The organism is Enterobacter sp. V89_11 (assembly GCF_029967775.1).
GTDB lineage: Bacteria > Pseudomonadota > Gammaproteobacteria > Enterobacterales > Enterobacteriaceae > Enterobacter > Enterobacter ludwigii.
The window spans coordinates 28,832-50,651 of the sequence record NZ_JASCAN010000003.1; the positions used below are offsets into that span (position 1 = coordinate 28,832).

The window sequence follows — 21,820 nt, forward strand, 5'->3', positions numbered from 1 at the left end:
ACGGGCGAGAAGCGCCCGTGTCAAAGAAGGTTACGGCAGAACTTTTGCAGAGAGGATCACAACCGGTTTTGTCGGCACATTCTGGTACGGGCCAACATCATGGGACTGCACCTGAGAAATCTTGTCAGCCACATCCATCCCTTTCACCACTTTACCGAAGACCGCGTAGCCGAAGTCGCGCTGGCCGTGGTCGAGGAAGGCGTTATCCGCCACGTTGATAAAGAACTGGCTGGTGGCGCTGTCTTTATCTGCCGTACGCGCCATTGAGATGGTGCCGCGAGTGTTGCGCAGGCCGTTATCCGCTTCATTTTTAATCGGTGCGTTAGGCTGCTTTTGCTGCATTTGCTCGTTAAAACCACCGCCCTGCACCATAAAGCCCGGGATCACACGGTGGAATGTGGTGCCGTTATAGAAACCGTTATTCACGTAGTCGAGGAAGTTTTTCACAGAAACCGGAGCTTTCTGGCTATTCAGTTCCAGCTCAATATTCCCGGCGGAGGTGGTCAGCAGAACGTGAGGGTCTCCTTTGGCTGCCAGCGCAGCAGGGGAAACGGCAGAAAGAGCAAACACAGCTGCGACAGCCGCCAGCGTTGATTTGAGCATGAGAATTCCTTAACAAAGCGCAGTATAAAAAGCGAATGGCTTGATTCTAAAGAGCAGTATGAACGGAGACCAGCCTTTTACCTAATTTTACGAAATTGAAACAGTTGTAACCACGCAAACGATTGGTTATGACGCCCATTAATGTGATCTGAATCACATAAAAACCTGCAATAGCGATCGAATTTCTCTTAAAAGATATGAATGGATCACTTTAATGTCTAAAATCTGCCCGCTCTCAGCGCCCCTCGGGCGCTTTTCTTTTCCTGAACAGGCCAGACATGACTAACAGCAATCGTATCAAGCTCACATGGATCAGCTTCTTCTCCTACGCCCTGACCGGCGCGTTGGTGATCGTCACCGGGATGGTGATGGGTAATATCGCAGACTACTTCCAGCTGCCCGTTTCCAGCATGAGTAACACCTTTACCTTCCTCAACGCCGGGATCCTGATCTCCATTTTCCTGAATGCCTGGCTGATGGAAATTGTTCCACTGAAAACGCAGCTGCGTTTTGGTTTCGTGCTGATGGTCGCCGCGGTCGCGGGTTTAATGGTGAGCCACAGCATCGCCCTGTTCTCTGCCGCCATGTTTGTGCTGGGTCTGGTGAGCGGTATCACGATGTCCATCGGTACGTTCCTGATTACCCACATGTATGAAGGTCGTCAGCGTGGCGCACGTCTGCTGTTTACCGACTCCTTCTTCAGCATGGCGGGGATGATTTTCCCGATGGTAGCGGCCGTTCTGCTGGCACGCAGCATTGAGTGGTACTGGGTTTATGCCTGTATCGGTCTGGTCTACGTGGCAATCTTTATTCTGACCTTCGGCTGTGAATTCCCGGTTCTGGGCAAAAAAGCGCAATCCACGGACGAGCCGGTCGCGAAAGAGAAATGGGGTATCGGCGTACTGTTCCTCTCCGTTGCCGCACTGTGCTACATCCTCGGTCAGCTGGGCTTTATCTCCTGGGTACCGGAATACGCCAAAGGCCTGGGCATGAGTCTGAACGACGCGGGTAAACTGGTGAGCGATTTCTGGATGTCTTACATGTTCGGCATGTGGGCGTTTAGCTTCATCCTGCGCTTCTTCGACCTGCAGCGCATTCTGACCGTGCTGGCAGGCATGGCAACCGTGCTGATGTACCTGTTCATTAACGGTTCACCGGAGCATATGCCGTGGTTCATCCTGACCCTGGGCTTCTTCTCCAGTGCGATTTACACCTCTATCATTACGCTGGGCTCTCTGCAGACCAAAGTGGCGTCACCGAAACTGGTGAACTTCGTGCTGACCTGCGGCACCATCGGCACCATGTTGACCTTCGTGGTCACCGGCCCGATCGTCGCCCACAGCGGCCCGCTGGCCGCGCTGCATACCGCTAACGGTTTGTACGCGGTGGTGTTTGTGATGTGCCTGGTTCTGGGCTTCGTGACCCGCCACCGCCAGCATAATACGGCAGCGGCGTCCCACTGATCCCCTACGCCCCTTTGCGCTCAGCGAAGGGGCTGTTTTTCGTGAAGATGTGCTCTTCCGCAACCTCGTCCATTTTGATCCACGTCTGCGCAAGCTGCGTCGTGGCAATCACTCGCCCCTCCCGAATCGACCAGCGCGCCGGCACCTGGCAGCGCACCGCTTCAAACCCGCTCTCCGCAGGCAGCACGATCAGGTTAGCCAGATTTCCCGTTTCGATACCGTAATCCGTCAGGCCGAAGGTTCGGGCGCTGTTGTGGGTTATCAGGTTCAAACCGTTGTCAATTTGCGAATACCCCATCATCTGACACACATGCAGCCCCATATGCAGTACCTGCAGCATATTGCCGGTGCCAAGCGGGTACCACGGGTCGAAGACATCATCATGCCCGAAACAGACGTTGATCCCCGCCTCCAGCAGCTCCTTCACTCGGGTAATCCCGCGTCGTTTGGGATAATCATCAAAGCGTCCCTGTAAATGGATATTCACCAGTGGATTGGCGACAAAGTTGATGCCTGACATCTTCAGCAGGCGGAAAAGCCGCGAGGTGTATGCCCCGTTATAGGAGTGCATCGCCGTGGTATGGCTGGCCGTGACCCGCGGGCCCATCCCTGATTCATAAGCCAGGGTGGCCACCGTTTCCAGAAATCGGGACTGCTCATCGTCAATTTCATCGCAGTGGATATCCAGCGGACGGTCATATTTCTTCGCCAGTTCAAAGGCAATGTGCAGCGATTGCACGCCATACTCGCGGGTGAATTCAAAATGCGGGATTGCCCCGACCACATCGGCGCCCAGCTTCAACGCCTCCTCAAGCAGCGCCGCGCCGTCCGGGTAAGAAAGGATGCCTTCCTGCGGGAACGCCACGATTTGCAGCGTGATCCACGGCGCAACCTCCTGCTTCACCTCCAGCATGGCCTTCAGGGCGGTGAGCGTCGGGTCAGAGACGTCCACGTGGGTGCGCACAAACTGAATACCGTTGGCAATTTGCCCTTTCAGCGTTTTCCAGGCGCGCGCTTTTACATCCTCATGGCTAAGCAGTGCCTTACGCTCCGCCCAGCGCTCAATGCCTTCAAACAGCGTACCGGATTGGTTCCAGCTCGGCTCGCCTGCCGTCTGGGTGGTATCAAGGTGGATATGCGGTTCAATAAACGGGGGGATGGCAAGGCCGCCACGCGCGTTTAAGATTCTTACGTTTTCGTCTTCGGTATCGCCCATCGGCGTAATGCCACCAAAACGGCCCTGCTCAATGGCGATTTGCCACAGCCCTTCGCGACCCGGTAAGCGAACATTCTGGATAAGCCCAAGCGGTGTTGTAGACATGCCTTTCCCCTGAAAAACGCGGCTGAAATTTGGGAGTACGCATTTTTGACAATGCGCCCCTTAATTTGTACACAAAATCGGCGACCTCGAAAAGCCAGCGATTTCCACAACTTATAAAAATCCTGACAAATCAGTCATATACCACCTAAGGAGTAGGCGAAGGCGTATTTGATTTGCATCAATAAGTGCCCCTGCTGAATCGTTAAGGTAGGCAGTAATAGAAAAGAAATCGAGGCAAAAATGAGCAAAGTCAGACTCGCTATCATCGGTAACGGCATGGTCGGCCACCGCTTTATTGAGGATCTTCTCGATAAAGCCGATGCTAACCAGTTCGATATTACCGTGTTCTGTGAAGAACCCCGCAAGGCGTACGACCGTGTGCACTTGTCTTCCTACTTCTCCCATCATACCGCTGAAGAGCTCTCTCTGGTGCGCGATGGTTTCTACGAGAAGCATGGCGTGAAAGTGCTGGTGGGCGAACGCGCTATCACCATCAACCGTCAGGAAAAAGTGATCCACTCCAGCGCCGGACGTACGGTTTTTTACGACAAGCTGATCATGGCGACTGGCTCGTACCCGTGGATCCCGCCGATCAAAGGCTCGGAAACGCAGGATTGCTTCGTTTATCGTACCATCGAAGATCTCAATGCGATCGAATCATGTGCACGCCGCAGTAAACGTGGCGCCGTGGTCGGGGGGGGGCTGCTGGGTCTGGAAGCCGCCGGTGCGCTGAAAAACCTCGGTGTTGAAACCCACGTCATCGAATTTGCCCCCATGCTGATGGCAGAGCAGCTTGACCACATGGGTGGTGACCAGCTGCGCCGTAAAATCGAAAGCATGGGCGTGAAGGTTCACACCAGCAAAAATACCAAAGAGATTGTGCAGGAAGGCACCGAAGCGCGGAAAACCATGCGCTTTGCCGATGGCAGCGAACTGGAAGTGGACTTCATCGTCTTCTCTACCGGTATTCGCCCACGCGACAAGCTGGCCACCCAGTGCGGTCTGGCCGTCGCTCAGCGCGGCGGGATCATGATTAACGATACCTGCCAGACCTCCGACCCGGATATCTACGCCATCGGCGAATGCGCCAGCTGGAACAACCGCGTGTACGGTCTGGTCGCGCCTGGCTACAAAATGGCGCAGGTTGCCGTTGACCATATTCTCGGCAACCAGAACGCCTTCGAAGGGGCTGACCTGAGCGCCAAGCTGAAACTGCTGGGCGTAGACGTAGGCGGTATTGGCGATGCGCATGGCCGCACCCCGGGCGCACGCAGCTATGTTTACCTCGATGAAAGCAAAGAGGTGTACAAACGTCTTATCGTCAGTCAGGACAACAAAACCCTGCTCGGCGCGGTGCTGGTGGGCGATACCAGCGACTACGGTAACCTGCTTCAGCTGGTCTTGAACGCCATCGAACTGCCGGAAAACCCGGACGCGCTGATCCTTCCGGCGCATGCGTCCAGCGGTAAGCCGTCCATCGGCGTGGATAAACTGCCCGACAGCGCGCAGATTTGCTCCTGCTTCGATGTGACCAAAGGCATGCTGATTTCGGCCATCAATAAAGGCTGCCATACCGTCGCGGCCCTGAAGGCAGAAACCAAAGCCGGTACCGGCTGCGGTGGGTGTATCCCGCTGGTCACACAGGTTCTGAACGCAGAACTGGCGAAACAGGGTATCGAAGTCAACAATAACCTGTGCGAGCATTTCGCTTACTCTCGCCAGGAGCTGTACCACCTGATCCGCGTGGAAGGCATCAAATCCTTCGACGAACTGCTGGCGAAACACGGCCAGGGTTATGGCTGTGAAGTGTGTAAACCTACCGTGGGTTCCCTGCTGGCCTCCTGCTGGAACGAGTACGTTCTCAAACCAGAGCACACGCCGCTGCAGGATACCAACGATAACTTCCTGGCGAACATTCAGAAAGACGGGACTTACTCCGTCATCCCACGCTCCGCCGGTGGCGAAATCACCCCGGAAGGGCTGGTCGCCGTTGGCCGTATCGCGCGCGAATTTAACCTGTATACCAAAATCACCGGCTCTCAGCGTATTGGCCTGTTTGGTGCGCAGAAAGATGACCTGCCTGAAATCTGGCGTCAGCTGATTGACGCGGGATTCGAAACCGGCCACGCCTACGCGAAAGCGCTGCGTATGGCGAAAACCTGTGTGGGCAGCACCTGGTGCCGCTACGGCGTAGGCGACAGCGTCGGCTTTGGTGTGGAGCTGGAGAACCGCTACAAAGGCATCCGTACACCGCACAAAATGAAGTTTGGCGTCTCCGGCTGTACCCGCGAATGTGCGGAAGCGCAGGGTAAAGATGTGGGTATCATCGCCACCGAGAAAGGCTGGAACCTGTACGTCTGTGGTAACGGCGGCATGAAACCACGCCATGCAGACCTGCTGGCGGCTGACCTCGACCGCGATACGCTGATTCAGTATCTCGACCGCTTTATGATGTTCTACATCCGTACCGCCGATAAGCTGACCCGTACCGCGTCCTGGCTCGATAACCTGGAAGGCGGTATCGAGTACCTGAAATCGGTCATCATTGACGACAAACTGGGCCTGAACGACCATCTGGAAGCGGAAATGGCGCGCCTGCGCGAGGCGGTGATCTGCGAGTGGACTGAAACCGTCAACACCCCGGCGGCGCAGACTCGCTTCAGACACTTTATCAACAGCACCCGGCGCGACCCGAATGTGCAGGTTGTGGCAGAACGCGAGCAGCATCGTCCGGCGACACCTTATGAACGTATTCCGGTGACTCTGGTGGAGGAAAACGCATGAGCCAGTGGGTAAACATCTGCAACATTAACGACATTCTGCCTGCCACCGGGGTCTGTGCCCTGCTGGGTAACGAGCAGGTCGCAATATTTCGCCCTCGCCATGATGAACAGGTTTTTGCCATCAGCAATATCGACCCGTTCTTTGAGGCCAGCGTCCTGTCCCGGGGATTAATCGCAGAGCATCAGGGTGAACTCTGGGTCGCCAGCCCGTTGAAGAAACAGCGTTTTCGTTTACGCGACGGGTATTGCATGGAAGATGAGCATTATTCCGTGAAGCCCTACGATGTCCGCGTGAAGGACGGTAAGGTGCAGCTGAAAGGCTAATCTCTCGCCTTTTCAATATGAAAAGCTTATGACCCCTTATGGGTAACGGCAGGAAAAACCGTATGTTCTGTACGATTCCTGCTGTTATCCTGACCTCAATTTCTTACCCCCTCCTTGAATGCTGTGAGGTAATGTCGTGGACCACCTGCCGATTTTCTGTCAATTACGCCATCGCGACTGTCTGCTTGTAGGCGGCGGCGATGTGGCTGAACGCAAAGCGCGCTTGCTGTTAGAAGCAGGAGCCCGACTCACCGTTAACGCCCTGGCCTTCGCCCCGCAGTTTGAGGCCTGGGAAAAAGAAGGGATGCTCACGCTGGTGCAGGGGGGGTTTAATGAATCCCTGCTTGATACCTGCTGGCTGACCATAGCCGCCACGGATGACGATGAAGTGAATCAGCGCGTCAGCGACGCCTGTGAAGCGCGCCGCATCTTCTGTAACGTGGTGGATGCCCCGAAGGAAGCCAGCTTTATCATGCCGTCGATCATTGACCGTTCGCCGCTGATGATTGCGGTATCGTCCGGCGGCCGCTCTCCCGTCCTGGCCCGCCTGCTGCGGGAAAAACTGGAAGCCATCCTGCCGCAGCATCTTGGCCAGATTGCCCACTATGCCGGACAGCTGCGTTCACGGGTTAAGCAAACCTTCGCGACCGTGGGTGAACGCCGTCGCTTCTGGGAAAAATTCTTTGTGAATGACAGGCTGGCCCAGTCGCTGGCGAATCAGGATCATAAAGCGGTGGAAGAGACGACGGCGCAGTTGCTCTGCGAGCCGTTGGATCATCGTGGTGAAGTGGTGCTGGTGGGTGCCGGCCCGGGCGATGCCGGTTTGCTGACGCTGAAAGGGCTGCAGCAGATCCAGCAGGCGGATATTGTGGTTTATGACCGTCTGGTCTCCGATGAGATAATGAACCTGGTCCGCCGCGATGCTGACCGCGTATTTGTCGGTAAACGTGCCGGGTACCACTGTGTGCCGCAGGAGGAGATTAACCAGATCCTGCTGCGCGAAGCGCAAAAAGGAAAACGCGTGGTACGCCTCAAGGGTGGCGACCCGTTTATCTTTGGTCGCGGCGGTGAAGAGCTGGAAACGTTGTGCAACGCGGGTATTCCGTTTTCCGTGGTGCCGGGCATCACGGCAGCCTCCGGTTGCTCAGCTTACTCGGGCATTCCGCTGACCCACCGTGACTATGCCCAGAGCGTACGCCTGGTGACGGGACACCTGAAAACCGGCAGTGAGCTGGACTGGCATAACCTGGCCGCCGAAAAACAAACGCTGGTGTTCTATATGGGGTTAAACCAGGCCGCGACCATTCAGGCCAAACTGCTTGAGCACGGCATGGAAGAGGATATGTCCGTCGCGCTGGTGGAAAACGGCACGTCCATTAAGCAGCGCGTGGTGAACGGCGTGCTGACCCAGTTAGGTGAGCTGGCACAGCAGGTTGAAAGCCCGGCGCTGATTATTGTCGGACGCGTGGTGGAGCTGCGCGATAAACTGAACTGGTTCTCGAATCACTAACGCATATTCCCCCTTCCCGGAGTAGTCCTTATGCGGACTACTCCCCTCTTACCGCTCCCGATAACATACCGCCCGCGAAATGGAATTTTTTCATTTATTCCCTCACGTTAGATCCAATTTTCGTTTTTTCAGACAAGGAATGCGTATGTTTAAACTGGCAAAAACCGCCGTTCTGGTAGGCATGTTATCGACTCTGACCGCCTGCACCGGTCACGTTCAAAATACCAAAAATAATTGCAGCTATGATTACCTGCTGCACCCGGCAATTTCCATTTCGAAGTTCATCGGTGGCTGCGGCCCGGCCGCACAGCAGTAAGCGTTTTTCAGGCGTAAAAAAAACCGGGAATGTCCCGGTTTTTTTGTCTGGCTCAGCACGTTTTTTGTCGGGGAGCGCTCATGCTTACCCGACAAAACAGGGTTACGGTTTACCCACAAACCCAATCGCCTGGTACACCGCTTTAAGGGTTTCAGACGCGCGGGCACTGGCTTTTTCCGCGCCCTCTTTCATCACTTTCTGCAGGAAAGCTTCGTCGTTACGGTAGCGGTGATAACGCTCCTGCAGCTCGGTCAGCATGCCGGAAACGGCATCCGCCACTTCCCCTTTCAGGTGACCATACATCTTGCCTTCGAAGTGTTGTTCCAGCTCAGGAATGCTCTGACCCGTCACACCGGAGAGGATATCCAGCAGGTTGGAGACGCCCGCTTTGTTCTGCACGTCGTAACGCACAACAGGTGGCTCATCCGAGTCGGTCACCGCACGCTTGAGCTTTTTAACCACCGATTTCGGGTCTTCCAGCAGGCCGATAACGTTGTTGCGGTTATCGTCAGACTTGGACATCTTCTTGGTTGGCTCCAGCAGCGACATCACGCGTGCGCCGGATTTCGGAATGAACGGCTCAGGCACTTTGAACACGTCGCCGTACAGCGCGTTAAAGCGCTGGGCGATATCGCGGCTCAGTTCCAGATGCTGTTTCTGATCTTCGCCAACCGGCACCTGGTTGGTCTGGTACAGCAGAATGTCTGCTGCCATCAGTACCGGGTAATCAAACAGACCGGCGTTGATGTTTTCTGAGTAGCGCGCGGATTTATCCTTGAACTGCGTCATGCGGCTCAGTTCGCCGAAGTAGGTGTAGCAGTTCAGCGCCCAGCCCAGCTGCGCATGCTCTGGAACGTGAGACTGAACGAAAATGGTGCTCTTCTCAGGATCAATTCCGCAGGCCAGATACAGCGCCAGGGTGTCCAGGGTGGCTTTACGCAGCTTCTCAGGATCCTGACGTGCAGTGATAGCATGCAGATCTACGATGCAGTAAATGCAATGGTAATCATCCTGCATGCTGACCCACTGACGTAACGCACCCATGTAGTTACCAATGGTCAATTCACCTGACGGCTGTGCGCCACTAAAAACGATGGGCTTAGTCATTATTCAATTCCTGATTATCACTGTGCGAAAGCCCGAGTGCGGGCAACAAATCTTTGAAGTGGTCGAACACGACGTCCGGCTCACTCAGCGTGATGGCCTCACCGTAGTTGTAGCCATAGGTTAATCCCACTGAAGGACAACCCGCCGCTCTGGCAGCCAGAATATCATTGCGAGAATCACCGACAAAGAGCAGCTCCGCGGGCGTTAAGGATAATTTTCCTGCCACCAGCAGTAACGGTTCCGGATGCGGCTTTTTGTTCTGCACATCATCACCGCCAACAATGACGGAAAAATACTTTGCGATGTCCAGCGCTTCCAGCAGAGGGGCGACAAAAGGTGTCGGTTTGTTTGTCACCAGCCCCAGCGGAATGCCGTTGGCATGAAGCGCACTCAGCGTTTCTGCGACATCCGGGAACAGGAAACTGCCCTCTTCGACCGTCTCTTCATAGAAACGATTGAACAATTTACGCAGGATACGCAGCTGTTCTTCCTGCGGGATATCCGCATGATCCACGCTCGGTTTACCCTGTGCGGAACGCTGGGACACACGCTCCTGGCGGGCCCATGTCAACGCGCGCTCCATCAGGACATCGGCGCCATTGCCAATCCACGTGATGACACGCTCTTCGCCCGCAACGGGCAGTTCAAGAGCATACAGCGCCTGGTCTACGGCGCTGGTTAAGCCCGGCGCGCTGTCGACCAGCGTGCCGTCGAGGTCAAATGCGATACCCCGGGTTGCCTGCAATTTATCCATGACTTACCTTCGCCAGTTCACGGCGCATTTCATCAATGACTTTTTTGTAATCCGGTTGGTCGAAAATCGCTGAACCTGCAACGAACATATCCGCGCCCGCTGCCGCAATTTCACCAATGTTATTCACTTTTACGCCACCGTCGACTTCCAGACGAATGTCGTAACCTGACTCATCAATACGACGGCGCACTTCACGCAGTTTATCCAGCGTATGAGGGATAAACGACTGACCGCCAAAGCCCGGGTTAACGGACATCAGCAAAATGACATCCAGCTTATCCATCACATGGTCGAGATAGCTCAGCGGCGTAGCCGGGTTGAAAACCAGACCCGCTTTACAGCCATTCTCTTTGATGAGCTGCAGCGTGCGATCCACATGTTCAGACGCTTCAGGGTGGAAGGTGATGATACTGGCTCCCGCAGCGGCAAAATCAGGCACGATACGGTCAACAGGCTTCACCATCAGATGGACGTCAATCGGCGCGGTAATACCGTAGTTACGCAGCGCTTTAAGCACCATCGGGCCAATGGTCAGATTAGGAACGTAGTGGTTATCCATAACGTCGAAATGGACGACATCCGCGCCCGCCGCGAGTGCTTTTGCAGTGTCTTCACCCAGGCGGGCAAAATCGGCCGACAGAATTGAGGGAGCAATCAAAAACTGTTTCATCCGCATCTCCTTGAAATGTGTTTACCGGCGGGCAAAACGGCTCAGGGGCGATAAAGAGCCAGGAGTTCGTCCACCTTTTTACGTGTGCCGCCGTTGCTGCTTATGCTACGCCGCACTTTGACCTGAAAATGCTTCGCGGCTTTGTACCATTCGCGCGTATCAGGGGTATCGTGATTCGAAATTAACACCGGAATTCTTTTGCTGACCAGCTTTTCCGCCATCTCCGCCAGACGGGCCTGCTCGGCCGGACTGAAGCTGTTGGTGTGATAAGCGGTGAAATTTGCCGTCGCAGACAGCGGTGCGTAAGGCGGGTCGCAATAGACCACCGAGTTTACGCCTGCCAGCTCCATGCACTCTTCATAGGAGAGGCAGTGGAATTCGGCATTCTGCGCTTTTTTAGCAAAGTGATACAACTCATCCTGTGGGAAATACGGACGCTTATAACGGCCAAACGGCACGTTAAATTCACCACGAAGATTATACCGGCACAGGCCGTTGTAGCCGTGTCGATTGAGATAGAGGAACAACAGCGCCCGACGGAACGGATCCTGACTCTGATTAAATTCAGTGCGGAACTGGTAGTAAACGTCCGGATTATTGTGCTCGGGTGTAAACAGCTTCCGAGCCTCTTCCACGTACTCGTCGGTCCGCAGCTTGACGATGTTGTAGAGGCTAATGAGGTCGCTGTTGATATCCGCCAGGATATAACGAGAAAAATCGGTATTCAGGAATACCGATCCAGCGCCCACAAAGGGCTCGATAAGACACTCGCCTTTCGGCAGGTGCTTTTTAATATCATCGAGCAGGGGGTATTTCCCCCCTGCCCATTTCAGAAAAGCGCGATTTTTTTTCATGCTGACTAACTGATTACACCTTCTCCGGCTGTGGAGAAAGCTCCGACAGCATCCTGCGCTTTAAACATTACTTCAGATCAGCCTGAACCTGATGAATTGGCTTAGCCCATGGGTTTTTCGCCTGAACGTCGGCGGGCAGCGTTGCGACAGCACGTTTCGCTTCATCTTTTGAAGCATAAACGCCACTTACCAGCACGTACCACGGCTGACCATTACGGGTCGTCTGATAAACCACATAGTTTTTCAGATTTGTTTTCTTCGCCCAACCGTTGAGGTTGTCATAGTTAGACGAACTGCTCAGCTGCAGCGTGTAATTGCTGGACGGGGCTGACTTCAGTGAACCGACGTTACCTGCAGTCTTGCCTGCTGCGGCGCTGGTTGTTGCCGTTGCTGCAGGTGCAGTTGCAGTAGGTGCAGTTGCAGCTGGTGCCGAAGTGGCAGCCGGTGCCGTGGTGGTCGCCGTTGCTTTCGGTGCAGTCTGCGTAACCGGTGCTTTTGCCGGTTCGCTCACCGTGGCCGTTTCAGTTCGTTTTGTCTGAGTCGGCGCTTTCACTTCAGGCGCTTTGACGACTGCCTGAGGTTTGGTTTCACGCTTAGGTTCAATCACAGCCTGCTTACGTTCAGGACGGGTCGCAGGTTGCGTCTGGCGCGGTTTGGTTTCGGTTGCAGCCGTTTGCGGCTGAGCGTTACCACCGCGGATCGGTGCAACGGTTGCAGGTTCAGTTGGCAGCGTAGAGTTAACCACGGCATTGTCCACCTGCGCCTGATTTTGCGGCTGCGTCAGGGCATTGTTCAGGTCGCCCTGAACTTCTACACGCTGCTGGCCTTCCGGCGTGGCAGGTGCCTGACCCTGTGCGGGGGTAGAAGAAACTGGCGGCAGAGAAACATCCTGCGGCTGTGTTGTATTTCCGGCAGTCTGCTCGGCGGAGGTGGTACCCGGCGCTGGCTGCGCACCATTCGCCTGATCGGTCGCATCGTTACCAGAGAGGCTGATGCTCTTCTCAGTGGATGCCGCTTGCTCACCGGAAGGGGTCGAAGGCGCTTTTAGCGCAGAACCAATACCGACAATCAGCAGCACGAGCACCAGAACGCCGAGTCCCATCATGATGTACTGGCGGGAGGCGGGTTTCTGCGCAGCGGCTTTTTTACGTTTACGTGGGCGACGCTCTACAGGCTCTTCGTCCATTGAATCTTCTTCGGACTCATAACCCTCTTCTTCTCGCTCATCACGCGCGTTGCGGCTACGCGAAGGGCGACGATCGTCTGCATCCAGATCAACATCGTCAAAGTTGATCTGCGGCTCGTTATCACGTTCTGAAGATTGACGAGAACGACCAGTACGACGATCGCTGGGATCGGGTTTCAGCTCGTCTTCTGGTTTGAATTCATCCATTTAACACCCCACTCAAAGGCTTATGCCAACGACTTTGCATTTCGCCTGAAGCTAAACGACCACCTGTAACAGTGGCCTGACCTTTCTAGTTGTTACGCCTGCTGACAGTCAGCAATAGCGCCAAGAACCACATCATGCGGCACTCCGCCGCGTACTTCACTCTTCCCTATTGCAAGCGGGAGTACAAGACGCATCTCACCTGCCAATACTTTTTTATCGCGCATCATGTGGGGTAAATACGCTTGTGCCGACATCTCTTTCGGCCCGGTTACCGGCAAGCCCGCACGCCCAAGCAGCGTGATGATGCGTGCCGTCTCTTCAGGTTTAAACTGCCCCAGACGTTCAGAAGTGCGGGCAGCCATTACCATTCCGGCAGCGACTGCTTCACCGTGAAGCCAGTTACCGTAACCCATTTCGGCTTCAATCGCGTGACCAAACGTATGCCCAAGATTCAGTAAAGCACGTAAGCCCGTTTCACGCTCGTCTGCAGCGACAACTTCCGCTTTCAGCTCACAACAACGACGAATGCAGTAAGCCAGTGTCGCCTCATCCAGGCGCAGCAACGCATCCATATTCTCTTCCAGCCAGTCAAAGAACTCGCCATCCAGAATAATGCCGTATTTGATCACTTCAGCCAGGCCAGAAGCCAGCTCGCGTTTCGGTAGGGTTTTCAGACAGTCGAGATCCACCACCACCGATGCCGGCTGGTAGAACGCGCCAATCATATTTTTACCGAGCGGATGGTTAACGGCCGTTTTGCCGCCGACAGAAGAGTCGACCTGAGACAGTAACGTGGTAGGGATTTGAATAAAACGCACACCACGTTGATAACTTGCAGCCGCAAAGCCCGTCAGATCGCCCACAACACCGCCGCCCAGGGCAAGCAGTGTTGTATCGCGACCATGCGGTTTTTGCAGCAATGCGGTAAAGACGGTATCCAGTACCGCCAGGCTTTTATACTGCTCGCCATCGGGCAGAATTACACTGTCGACTTTAACGCCCGCCTGTTCAAGCAGGTGGCGAACGCGGTCGAGATAAAGCGGAGCCAGCGTCTCATTGGTGACCAGCATCGCCTGATCACCCGCTTTCAGTGGTAAAAAGGAAGCTGGGTCGTTAAACAAACCAGCCGCGATGGTGATTGGGTAACTACGTTCCCCGAGAGTAACTGTAATCCTCTCCATGACGCGACATCCACCTTTAATGCTTTTACCCGCAGGCGATTGTATATAAAGCCAGAATCAGTTGCTTTCCAGCATATGAATAATCTGGTTTGCAACCACTTTAGCGCTCTGATCGTCAGTACGAATGGTCACATCAGCAATCTCTTCGTACAGCGGATTGCGTTCATCGGCCAACGCTTCCAGAACTTCGCGTGGTGGCGTTTCAACCTGCAGCAACGGGCGCTTTTTATCGCGCTGCGTACGTGCCAGCTGTTTTTCGATGGTCGTCTCGAGATAGACCACTACGCCACGGGCGGAGAGACGGTTGCGGGTTTCGCGAGATTTGACAGAGCCACCGCCTGTTGCCAGAACAATGCCCTGCTTTTCCGTGAGTTCGTTGATCACTTTTTCTTCTCGGTCACGGAAACCTTCTTCGCCTTCTACGTCGAAAACCCAGCCCACATCAGCTCCGGTTCGTTTCTCAATCTCTTGATCAGAATCGTAAAATTCCATATTGAGTTGTTGAGCTAACTGACGCCCAATAGTGCTTTTGCCGGCACCCATAGGCCCAACCAGAAAGATATTGCGTTTCTCTGCCATTTTATCGGTACTACTAAGACTATTCGTTAATGGTAATCCCCGCTTCGCAGACACCCGGCGTAGCAGGACATGAACTGAAACCTCATATGCAATAGAGCGAGAGTCAGACTAAAAATTATCTCAATACTCCGGCTTGTTTGGCAACTGATTAAATCACCGCACCAGACGCATAAGGCAATAAGACGTAAGTCCAACTCAAATCGGTACTCCTTGTATGCTAATTCATGCCCCACGTCAAACATCTGCAACAATCTGAATGCAAAATCATTGGGAGGATCGTGACTCTTCAGCGAATACCGACCAGTCGTGGTGTAATAAACACCACTAACTCCCGTCGTTCATTGTCCTTTCCGTCATGGCGAAAAAGCTGTCCAAGCCACGGGATGTTGCCCAGCCCAGGCACGCGATCGCTTCCGGTTTTATTCTTTTGCGAAAAAATTCCGCCCAGCGCCAGCGTTTCTCCACTTTTTACTTCCACCTGGGTTTCAATTTCTTGTTTATCGATGGCGAGCGTTTCACCATCGGCCTGCTGCAGCACCTGTCCTGGCATATTTTCACTGATGTGCAGCTTCAGGCGTACGCGACCGCCGGGCAGCACCACCGGCGTCACCTCCATGCCTAACACCGCCTCTTTAAATTCCACGGAGGTCGCCCCGCTGTCACCGCTGGAGACCTGATATGGGATCTCACTGCCCTGCTTAATACTGGCCGGTTGCATATGCGAGGCCAGCAGTCGTGGGCTGGCGATGATATCGACCTGCTGCTTTTGCTCCAGCGCCGACAACTCCAGATCCAGCAGCCTGCCGTTAATCCGCCCGATATTAAAACCCACATGGGTGGTGGCGTTTGCCACGGACAGATCGCTGCCAAGCGTTGTGAGTTGCCCGACCTTGCCCGCCTCCGTTGCGTCGGCGAGATTCCACTTCACCCCCAACTCACGCAGGCTTTTTTCATTGATGGTCACGATATGCGCCGCCAGTTCCACCTGCTCGACAGGGATATCCATCTGTGTCGCCCAGTGCTGCAGCGTATCAAGCACCGCCTGGTTATCCCGTATCAGCAGACGGTTCGTGCGCTTGTCGACAGACAAACTCCCCTTTGGACTGAGCAGTTTTTCCGCCGCTTTTTGCAGCTCCCCGGCGTCAGCGTAAGAAAAAGGTATGCTGTGCGAGACCAGCGGCGCATCAAGCTGTCGGCGTGTCCGCTCCTGCTCTTTGCGTTCCAGCTGTTCACGCTGCCAGGCTGCGGTGTGAACATAAAAAATCCCCCCTTCTTCATGCAGAACAAGTCCGGCGCTGGTGACGACCGTCTGTAGCGCCTGTCGCCAGGGGACGCGTGTCAGATTGAGCGACAGCGTGCCGCTGACATCTGGCGATACCACCAGATTACGGTTCTCCTGTGCGACCAGCGCCTGTAGCACCTGCACCACAGGTACCTCATCCACCACCAGCGTGACCGGCTTTGGCGCGGCGGCCCACAGCGGATGACTGAACGCCAGCAGCCACAGCGTTATCCTTATGTTCATTCTTTTTCGTTCCTTCTCGTTGCCACGTCCATTGTCTGGGTTCACATGCATCCCCCACATCGACGACCAGTTCCCTTTCATTGAGGGCCGTTACCCGCCAGCCCACCGGGAGATGCTGTTGCGGTGTCAGGCGATGCCAGCGCTTTTGCCCGTCCTGTAAAATGCCAGTGTCCTGAGTGCCGCCCACCATCCCGTGGTAATGCCACTGCGCCAGTTGCCCTACCGCACAAGGGTCATCCGGCGGGCGAAAAGGATCCCGCATCCCGGTCACTAACAGGGCGCAACACACCAGCAGGCAACGCGCGCTATTTCGCATGCTGCTCCTCCAGCTCCACCCGCAGGCGTAATGCCGAACCCTGTGCAGAGAGAGCAAAGGCGGCAACCTGAACATCCCGCTGCGCCAGCCGGCTGAAAACAGTCGGGATGGCCTGCCATTCAGCATCCAGCGTCAGTTCCCCTCCGTTTTGCAACGGCTTCCAGTGAACCAGTCTTGTGCCCGCCCCCTGAAACTCGAGTGGCGAAAAAGGCGTCATTACCGTGGCTTCACGGGGTGCGTGACGCCGCGGCACCTGACTGGCGGCGGGCCATAGCGAGACATTAGCCTGTGCGGCCTCGCTGACCTGCCGCTGAAGTTCAGCCACCTGCTTTGCAACCGGTCGAAGCACCATGCCCCATGTCGTACTCCCCAGAAAGAGAACGCTCAGACACCAGCACAGCACCCGCCATCGGGGGCTGCTTTCGCACCAGCGTTCGAACAAGGTTTCCACGCATTAGCCCTCGCTTCGCAGATGAAAGGTGAACATCCAGCGCCCCAGGTCATCCTGCTGTAATTCCCCCGTAGGCCCGGGGGTAAACCCCGCCATCTTTCCGAGCCCATCCCGCAGAGCAGAGAGCGCGGGGAGTGTTGCGGCATATCCGGTTAACATCAGTGTAGGGGGCTGATAGCGCAGTTCGGTCAGCCAGACCTGGGATGGCATCATCCCGGCAAAGGACTCCAGCACCGGCTGCCAGGCGCGTCGTTGAGGCGCTGGCGCGGGCGTCGGCGTCTCTGTGCCTGACCTTGTACGAGACACCAGCACCTGCTGCACGGACTGCATGCCCGCCAGTTGAATATGCAGCGCACGTGTCATCACGAGAGGATTCATCCGCAGGCTGAAAACCCCCATCAGTATCAGCAGCCACGTAGCGACAAACAGTACGCCCCAGAATCGCAGGCAGCGCACGCGTCGCTGCCGCCGCCACGGCAGAAAGTTCGTCATGCTCATTCCGGCACCTCACTCATGGCCAGCGCCAGCGCGACGGTATAATCAGCGCCGCACGCCGGCAGAGGAGCATGGCAACGAACCAGGGCGTCCCAGGGGTCTCGCTGGCTATCAAAGAGGGCAATGTCCTGTGGCGTGAGGGCCAGCAGTGCCGCGAGATCGACCACGTTTTCCGCTTCCGTGGTAAAACGCCGTCCCCACTGATGGCGCATCGCCCACAGCCACTGATGCCCATCCCGCCAGGCGACACACTGCGCCGGCGCTACCGCAGGGAGAAGGTTCGCCAGCGCACTGGCATCCGGGGTGATCGTCACGAGCCGTAAACGCAATATCTTTGCCAGCGTCAGCAGGGGATGAATCTCGTTGTTTTGTGCCGCGGTGACATGGAATGTATTGCTGAACGTATCCTGCGCATAATCAAAACAGAGCGTGTCAGCAGCCATCTCCAGTTCACGCGCGAGCGTCGCCCCCAGCCAGGAGAGCTGTTCGCTGTCGCGCAGCGCCACGCCCGGACGGGGAAGCGATCGTTGCAACGTGCGTGCCGCCGGAAATGAGAGAAACACCCGGTGGGAGTGGGGCAACGTTTTCCGCCAGTCGCGCAGGGCGTCAACCAATTGTTCAGGCTGGCAAATTTTGCCATCCCGGATAATCCCGTCGGCCAGAGTGATAGCCCACCAGCGGCACAAACGCCAGCCCGACCGCTCCCGGGCCAGCGCCACTATCTGCACCCTATCCTGTTGAATATGAACGCCTGTTTGCCATATTTTGAAAGCCATGCTTCACGATCTCCTTATCGCCCGTCAGGTGACGGCTATATCAATGAATCAGGCTTGCCTTTATACTACCGCGCGATTGTTTAGAAACTGCCCAAGTGAAACCAAATGGGAAATCTCCGGTGAAGTTCGTAAAGTATTTATTAATCCTTGCAGTCTGTTGCATTCTGCTGGGAGCAGGCTCGATTTATGGTTTGTACAAATATATTGAGCCGCAGCTGCCTGATGTCGCTACGCTTCGCGATGTGCGACTCCAGATCCCGATGCAGGTCTACAGCGCCGATGGCGAATTAATGGCGCAGTACGGCGAAAAGCGTCGTATCCCGCTGACCTTAAATCAAATTCCGCCCGTGATGGTCAAAGCCTTTATCGCTACCGAGGACAGCCGTTTTTACGAGCACCACGGTGTCGATCCGGTGGGGATTTTCCGTGCTGCAAGTATTGCGCTGTTCTCCGGTCATGCCTCTCAGGGGGCAAGCACCATTACACAGCAGCTGGCGCGTAACTTCTTCCTTAGCCCAGAAAAGACCCTGACCCGTAAGATCAAAGAGGTGTTCCTTGCGATCCGTATTGAGCAGTTGTTGAGCAAAGACGAGATCCTTGAGCTGTACCTCAATAAAATCTACCTCGGCTACCGCGCCTACGGTGTTGGTGCGGCCGCGCAGGTGTACTTTGGTAAACCTGTCGAACAGCTGACGTTAAGCGAAATGGCAACCATTGCCGGTCTGCCTAAAGCACCATCGACATTCAACCCGCTCTACTCGCTTGAACGCGCTACGGCGCGTCGTAACGTCGTCCTGTCACGTATGCTGATCGAGGGCTATATCAGCCAGAGCGAGTACGAACAGGCGCGCAACGATGTCATCGATGCCAACTACCATGCGCCGGAGATTGCCTTCTCTGCCCCTTATCTCACCGAAATGGTGCGTCAGGAGATGGTGAGCCGCTACGGCGATAAAGCCTACGAAGATGGCTACCGCGTTTACACCACCGTGACCCGCAACGTTCAGCAGGCGGCTCAGGAAGCGGTGCGTAACAACGTGATGGATTACGACATGCGCCACGGTTATCGCGGCCCGTCGAATGTGCTGTGGAAAGTCGGCGAAAGCGCCTGGGACAGCAAAAAAATCACCAGTACGCTGAAAGCGCTGCCCACCTATGGCCCGCTCCTTCCCGCCGTGGTGACTCAGGCCGATCCGCAGGAAGCGGTGGCAACGCTGGCGGATGGGACATCTGTCTCCCTGCGAATGGACGGGATCCGTTGGGCTCGCCCGTACCGCTCAGACACCCTGCAAGGCCCGACGCCGCGTAAAGTGACGGATGTCGTCCAGACCGGACAGCAAATCTGGGTACGCAAGGTGGCCGACAACTGGTGGCTGGCGCAGGTGCCAGACGTTAACTCGGCCCTGGTGTCCATCAATCCGCAGAATGGTGCCGTGCTGGCCCTGGTCGGTGGGTTCGATTTCAACCAGAGCAAATTTAACCGCGCCACCCAGGCGTTGCGTCAGGTTGGCTCTAACATCAAGCCGTTCCTCTACACCGCAGCCATGGATAAGGGACTGACTCTCGCCAGTATCCTGAACGACGTGCCTATCTCCCGCTGGGATGCTGGTGCCGGTTCTGACTGGCAGCCGAAGAACTCACCGGCGGAATATTCAGGCCCTATTCGTCTTCGTCAGGGTCTTGGGCAGTCGAAAAACGTGGTGATGGTGCGCGCAATGCGTGCGATGGGTGTCGACTATGCCGCGGAATATCTGCAACGCTTCGGTTTCCCGGCTCAGAACATCGTGCGCACCGAATCGCTGGCGTTAGGCTCTGCGTCCTTTACGCCGCTTCAGGTGGCGCGGGGGTACTCGGTGATGGCTAACGGTGGCTTCCTGATTGACCCGTACTTCATCAGTAAAATCGAGAACGACCAGGGTGGCGTGCTGTTTGAAGCGAAGCCGAAAATTGCCTGCCCTGACTGCGATATTCCGGTCATTTACGGCAATACGCCAAAATCTGAAGTGATTGAAAACAAGGACATGGAAGACGTTGCCGTGTCTCAGGAGCAGACGAACCCTGTGTTGCCGCAGCCGCAGCTGGAACAGGCTAACCAGTCGCTGGTAGCGCAGAGCGGGGCACAGGAGTATGCACCGCATGTCATCAACACGCCGCTGTCGTTCCTGATAAAGAGCGCGCTGAACACCAACATCTTCGGCGAACCTGGCTGGCAAGGGACCGGCTGGCGGGCAGGACGTGATTTACAACGCCATGATATCGGCGGTAAAACGGGGACAACAAACAGCTCGAAAGATGCGTGGTTCTCCGGTTACGGTCCGGGCGTGGTGACGTCAGTCTGGATCGGTTTTGACGATCATCGCCGTGATTTAGGCCGCACCACGGCTTCAGGCGCGATTAAAGATCAGATTTCTGGCTACGAAGGCGGCGCGAAGAGTGCGCAACCGGCCTGGGATGCCTATATGAAATCCGTGCTGGAAGGCGTTCCGGAGCAGCCGCTGACGCCACCACCGGGCGTGGTTACCGTCAATATCGACCGCAGCACCGGGCAGCTTGCCAATGGCGGCAATAGCCGTGCAGAGTATTTCATTGAGGGCACGCAGCCAACCACACAGGCGGTGCATGAGGTGGGTACAGAAATCATTGATAACGGCGAAACGCACGAGTTGTTCTAACGGGCAACGTAAAAACGGCAACCTCAGGTTGCCGTTTTTTTTGTTCTGTCATACGTTGCGGACATCAGGCTGTTATAACCGCCCCTGCCCCTTCAGCCATTCGCGTACCAGGAACAGCGCGCTCACGTTGCGGGCCTCGTTAAAGTCAGGGTCTTCGAGCAGGTCCATCATATGGGCCAGCGGCCAGCGAACTTGTGGCAGTGGCTCCGGCTCGTCCCCTTCCAGCGATTCTGGATAGAGATCCTCAGCAACCACAATGTTCATTTTGCTGGAAAAATAGGAGGGTGCCATGCTCAGTTTTTTCAGGAACGTCAGTTCGTTCGCGCCAAAACCGACCTCTTCTTTGAGCTCGCGATTGGCCGCCTCAAAGACCGTTTCACCCGGATCGATGAGCCCTTTCGAGAACCCAAGTTCGTAAGATTCGGTTCCCACGGCATACTCGCGGATTAAGATCAGATGGTCGTCGACGACAGGAACAATCATCACCGCTTCGCGCGAAGAAGGGCGCATACGTTCGTAAACGCGACGCACACCGTTGCTGAACTCCAGATCCACACTTTCGACATTAAACAGGCGCGATTTTGCGACTGTTTCAACATTCAGAATGGTGGGTTTTTGTAGTGGTTTGCTCATCGTGATGGGGTCTTAGCAGTGGGAACTGGCTTTATTGTGCGATACGCCGCACGGTTTCGGCAATGTCAATTGTTCTGTATTTACATTTATGCAA

Annotated in this window: 21 protein-coding genes; 6 read left to right on the forward strand and 15 right to left on the reverse strand. The window is 55.5% G+C overall.

The genetic code is table 11. The features are described 5' to 3' along the window. Positions 1–30: 30 nt before the first annotated feature. Entirely contained in the window at positions 31–603 is a 573-nt protein-coding gene (ppiA, locus tag QLG09_RS03085) for a peptidylprolyl isomerase A (RefSeq protein ID WP_014171936.1), read from the reverse strand. Positions 604–881: 278 nt separating this feature from the next. Here ppiA and tsgA point away from each other — a divergent pair, with 278 nt between their 5' ends. After that, positions 882–2,066: an MFS transporter TsgA gene (tsgA, locus tag QLG09_RS03090; RefSeq protein WP_020884588.1), complete on the forward strand. Its 1,185-nt coding sequence runs from the start codon at positions 882–884 to the stop codon at positions 2,064–2,066. Positions 2,067–2,070: 4 nt separating this feature from the next. On the opposite strand, the gene QLG09_RS03095 is transcribed toward tsgA, so the two are convergent. After that, positions 2,071–3,387, reverse strand: a complete 1,317-nt coding sequence (locus QLG09_RS03095) for a cytosine deaminase (RefSeq protein WP_040018194.1) — start codon at positions 3,385–3,387, stop codon at positions 2,071–2,073. 240 nt (positions 3,388–3,627) lie between these two features. On the opposite strand from QLG09_RS03095, the gene nirB reads away from it, so the two are divergent. The 4 genes from nirB to QLG09_RS03115 all read left to right on the forward strand — a co-directional run bounded on the left by nirB (position 3,628) and on the right by QLG09_RS03115 (position 8,320). Further along, positions 3,628–6,171: a nitrite reductase large subunit NirB gene (gene nirB / locus QLG09_RS03100; protein ID WP_079231620.1), complete on the forward strand. Its 2,544-nt coding sequence runs from the start codon at positions 3,628–3,630 to the stop codon at positions 6,169–6,171. Then, positions 6,168–6,494, forward strand: a complete 327-nt coding sequence (gene nirD, locus QLG09_RS03105; protein WP_020884585.1) for a nitrite reductase small subunit NirD — start codon at positions 6,168–6,170, stop codon at positions 6,492–6,494. Before nirB ends, nirD begins: the two co-directional genes overlap by 4 nt. Positions 6,495–6,630: 136 nt before the next feature. Beyond that, positions 6,631–8,004, forward strand: coding sequence for a siroheme synthase CysG (gene cysG / locus QLG09_RS03110; protein ID WP_020884584.1), 1,374 nt, complete (start codon positions 6,631–6,633; stop codon positions 8,002–8,004). Positions 8,005–8,149: 145 nt separating this feature from the next. Continuing rightward, entirely contained in the window at positions 8,150–8,320 is a 171-nt protein-coding gene (locus QLG09_RS03115; protein ID WP_282488725.1) for a YhfL family protein, read from the forward strand. 102 nt (positions 8,321–8,422) lie between these two features. On the opposite strand, the gene trpS is transcribed toward QLG09_RS03115, so the two are convergent. The 12 genes from trpS to QLG09_RS03175 form a co-directional block, all read right to left on the reverse strand. After that, the gene (trpS, locus tag QLG09_RS03120; protein WP_014171943.1) at positions 8,423–9,427 is read right to left on the reverse strand and encodes a tryptophan--tRNA ligase; all 1,005 of its coding nucleotides are present in this window, start codon (positions 9,425–9,427) and stop codon (positions 8,423–8,425) included. After that, positions 9,420–10,181, reverse strand: a complete 762-nt coding sequence (gene gph, locus QLG09_RS03125) for a phosphoglycolate phosphatase (RefSeq protein ID WP_020884582.1) — start codon at positions 10,179–10,181, stop codon at positions 9,420–9,422. Before gph ends, trpS begins: the two co-directional genes overlap by 8 nt. Next, positions 10,174–10,851: a ribulose-phosphate 3-epimerase gene (rpe, locus tag QLG09_RS03130; RefSeq protein ID WP_014885523.1), complete on the reverse strand. Its 678-nt coding sequence runs from the start codon at positions 10,849–10,851 to the stop codon at positions 10,174–10,176. The genes gph and rpe overlap by 8 nt, the downstream gene beginning before the upstream one ends. 41 nt (positions 10,852–10,892) lie before the next feature. Beyond that, positions 10,893–11,705 (reverse strand): adenine-specific DNA-methyltransferase, encoded by an 813-nt coding sequence (gene dam, locus QLG09_RS03135; protein ID WP_014171946.1) that lies wholly within the window; start codon positions 11,703–11,705, stop codon positions 10,893–10,895. Positions 11,706–11,772: 67 nt separating this feature from the next. Then, a complete protein-coding gene (gene damX / locus QLG09_RS03140; RefSeq protein WP_049023789.1) occupies positions 11,773–13,098 on the reverse strand; it encodes a cell division protein DamX in 1,326 nt (441 codons plus the stop codon). Positions 13,099–13,190: 92 nt separating this feature from the next. Further along, entirely contained in the window at positions 13,191–14,279 is a 1,089-nt protein-coding gene (gene aroB, locus QLG09_RS03145) for a 3-dehydroquinate synthase (RefSeq protein WP_032679104.1), read from the reverse strand. A 57-nt stretch (positions 14,280–14,336) separates the two neighbouring features. After that, the gene (aroK, locus tag QLG09_RS03150; protein ID WP_003861630.1) at positions 14,337–14,858 is read right to left on the reverse strand and encodes a shikimate kinase AroK; all 522 of its coding nucleotides are present in this window, start codon (positions 14,856–14,858) and stop codon (positions 14,337–14,339) included. A 286-nt stretch (positions 14,859–15,144) separates the two neighbouring features. Next, positions 15,145–16,383 (reverse strand): DNA uptake porin HofQ, encoded by a 1,239-nt coding sequence (gene hofQ, locus QLG09_RS03155; protein ID WP_032680150.1) that lies wholly within the window; start codon positions 16,381–16,383, stop codon positions 15,145–15,147. Next, positions 16,295–16,699 (reverse strand): HofP DNA utilization family protein, encoded by a 405-nt coding sequence (locus QLG09_RS03160; protein ID WP_059305538.1) that lies wholly within the window; start codon positions 16,697–16,699, stop codon positions 16,295–16,297. The genes hofQ and QLG09_RS03160 overlap by 89 nt, the downstream gene beginning before the upstream one ends. After that, positions 16,689–17,150 carry a hypothetical protein gene (locus tag QLG09_RS03165; protein ID WP_020884578.1) on the reverse strand — a complete coding sequence of 154 codons (462 nt, stop codon included), beginning with the start codon at positions 17,148–17,150 and terminating at the stop codon, positions 16,689–16,691. The genes QLG09_RS03160 and QLG09_RS03165 overlap by 11 nt, the downstream gene beginning before the upstream one ends. 3 nt (positions 17,151–17,153) lie before the next feature. Then, positions 17,154–17,648 carry a PilN domain-containing protein gene (locus QLG09_RS03170; RefSeq protein WP_032680147.1) on the reverse strand — a complete coding sequence of 165 codons (495 nt, stop codon included), beginning with the start codon at positions 17,646–17,648 and terminating at the stop codon, positions 17,154–17,156. Next, positions 17,645–18,421, reverse strand: a complete 777-nt coding sequence (locus QLG09_RS03175) for a hypothetical protein (RefSeq protein ID WP_049023786.1) — start codon at positions 18,419–18,421, stop codon at positions 17,645–17,647. The genes QLG09_RS03170 and QLG09_RS03175 overlap by 4 nt, the downstream gene beginning before the upstream one ends. Positions 18,422–18,540: 119 nt before the next feature. Between QLG09_RS03175 and mrcA the strand changes: the two genes are divergently transcribed. Continuing rightward, positions 18,541–21,093, forward strand: a complete 2,553-nt coding sequence (gene mrcA, locus QLG09_RS03180) for a peptidoglycan glycosyltransferase/peptidoglycan DD-transpeptidase MrcA (protein WP_282488726.1) — start codon at positions 18,541–18,543, stop codon at positions 21,091–21,093. A gap of 72 nt (positions 21,094–21,165) precedes the next feature. Here the strand turns inward: mrcA and nudE are convergent, their stop codons facing one another. Further along, complete coding sequence (nudE, locus tag QLG09_RS03185) at positions 21,166–21,726, reverse strand: ADP compounds hydrolase NudE (RefSeq protein WP_014171956.1); 561 nt, start codon at positions 21,724–21,726, stop codon at positions 21,166–21,168. Positions 21,727–21,820: the final 94 nt, after the last annotated feature.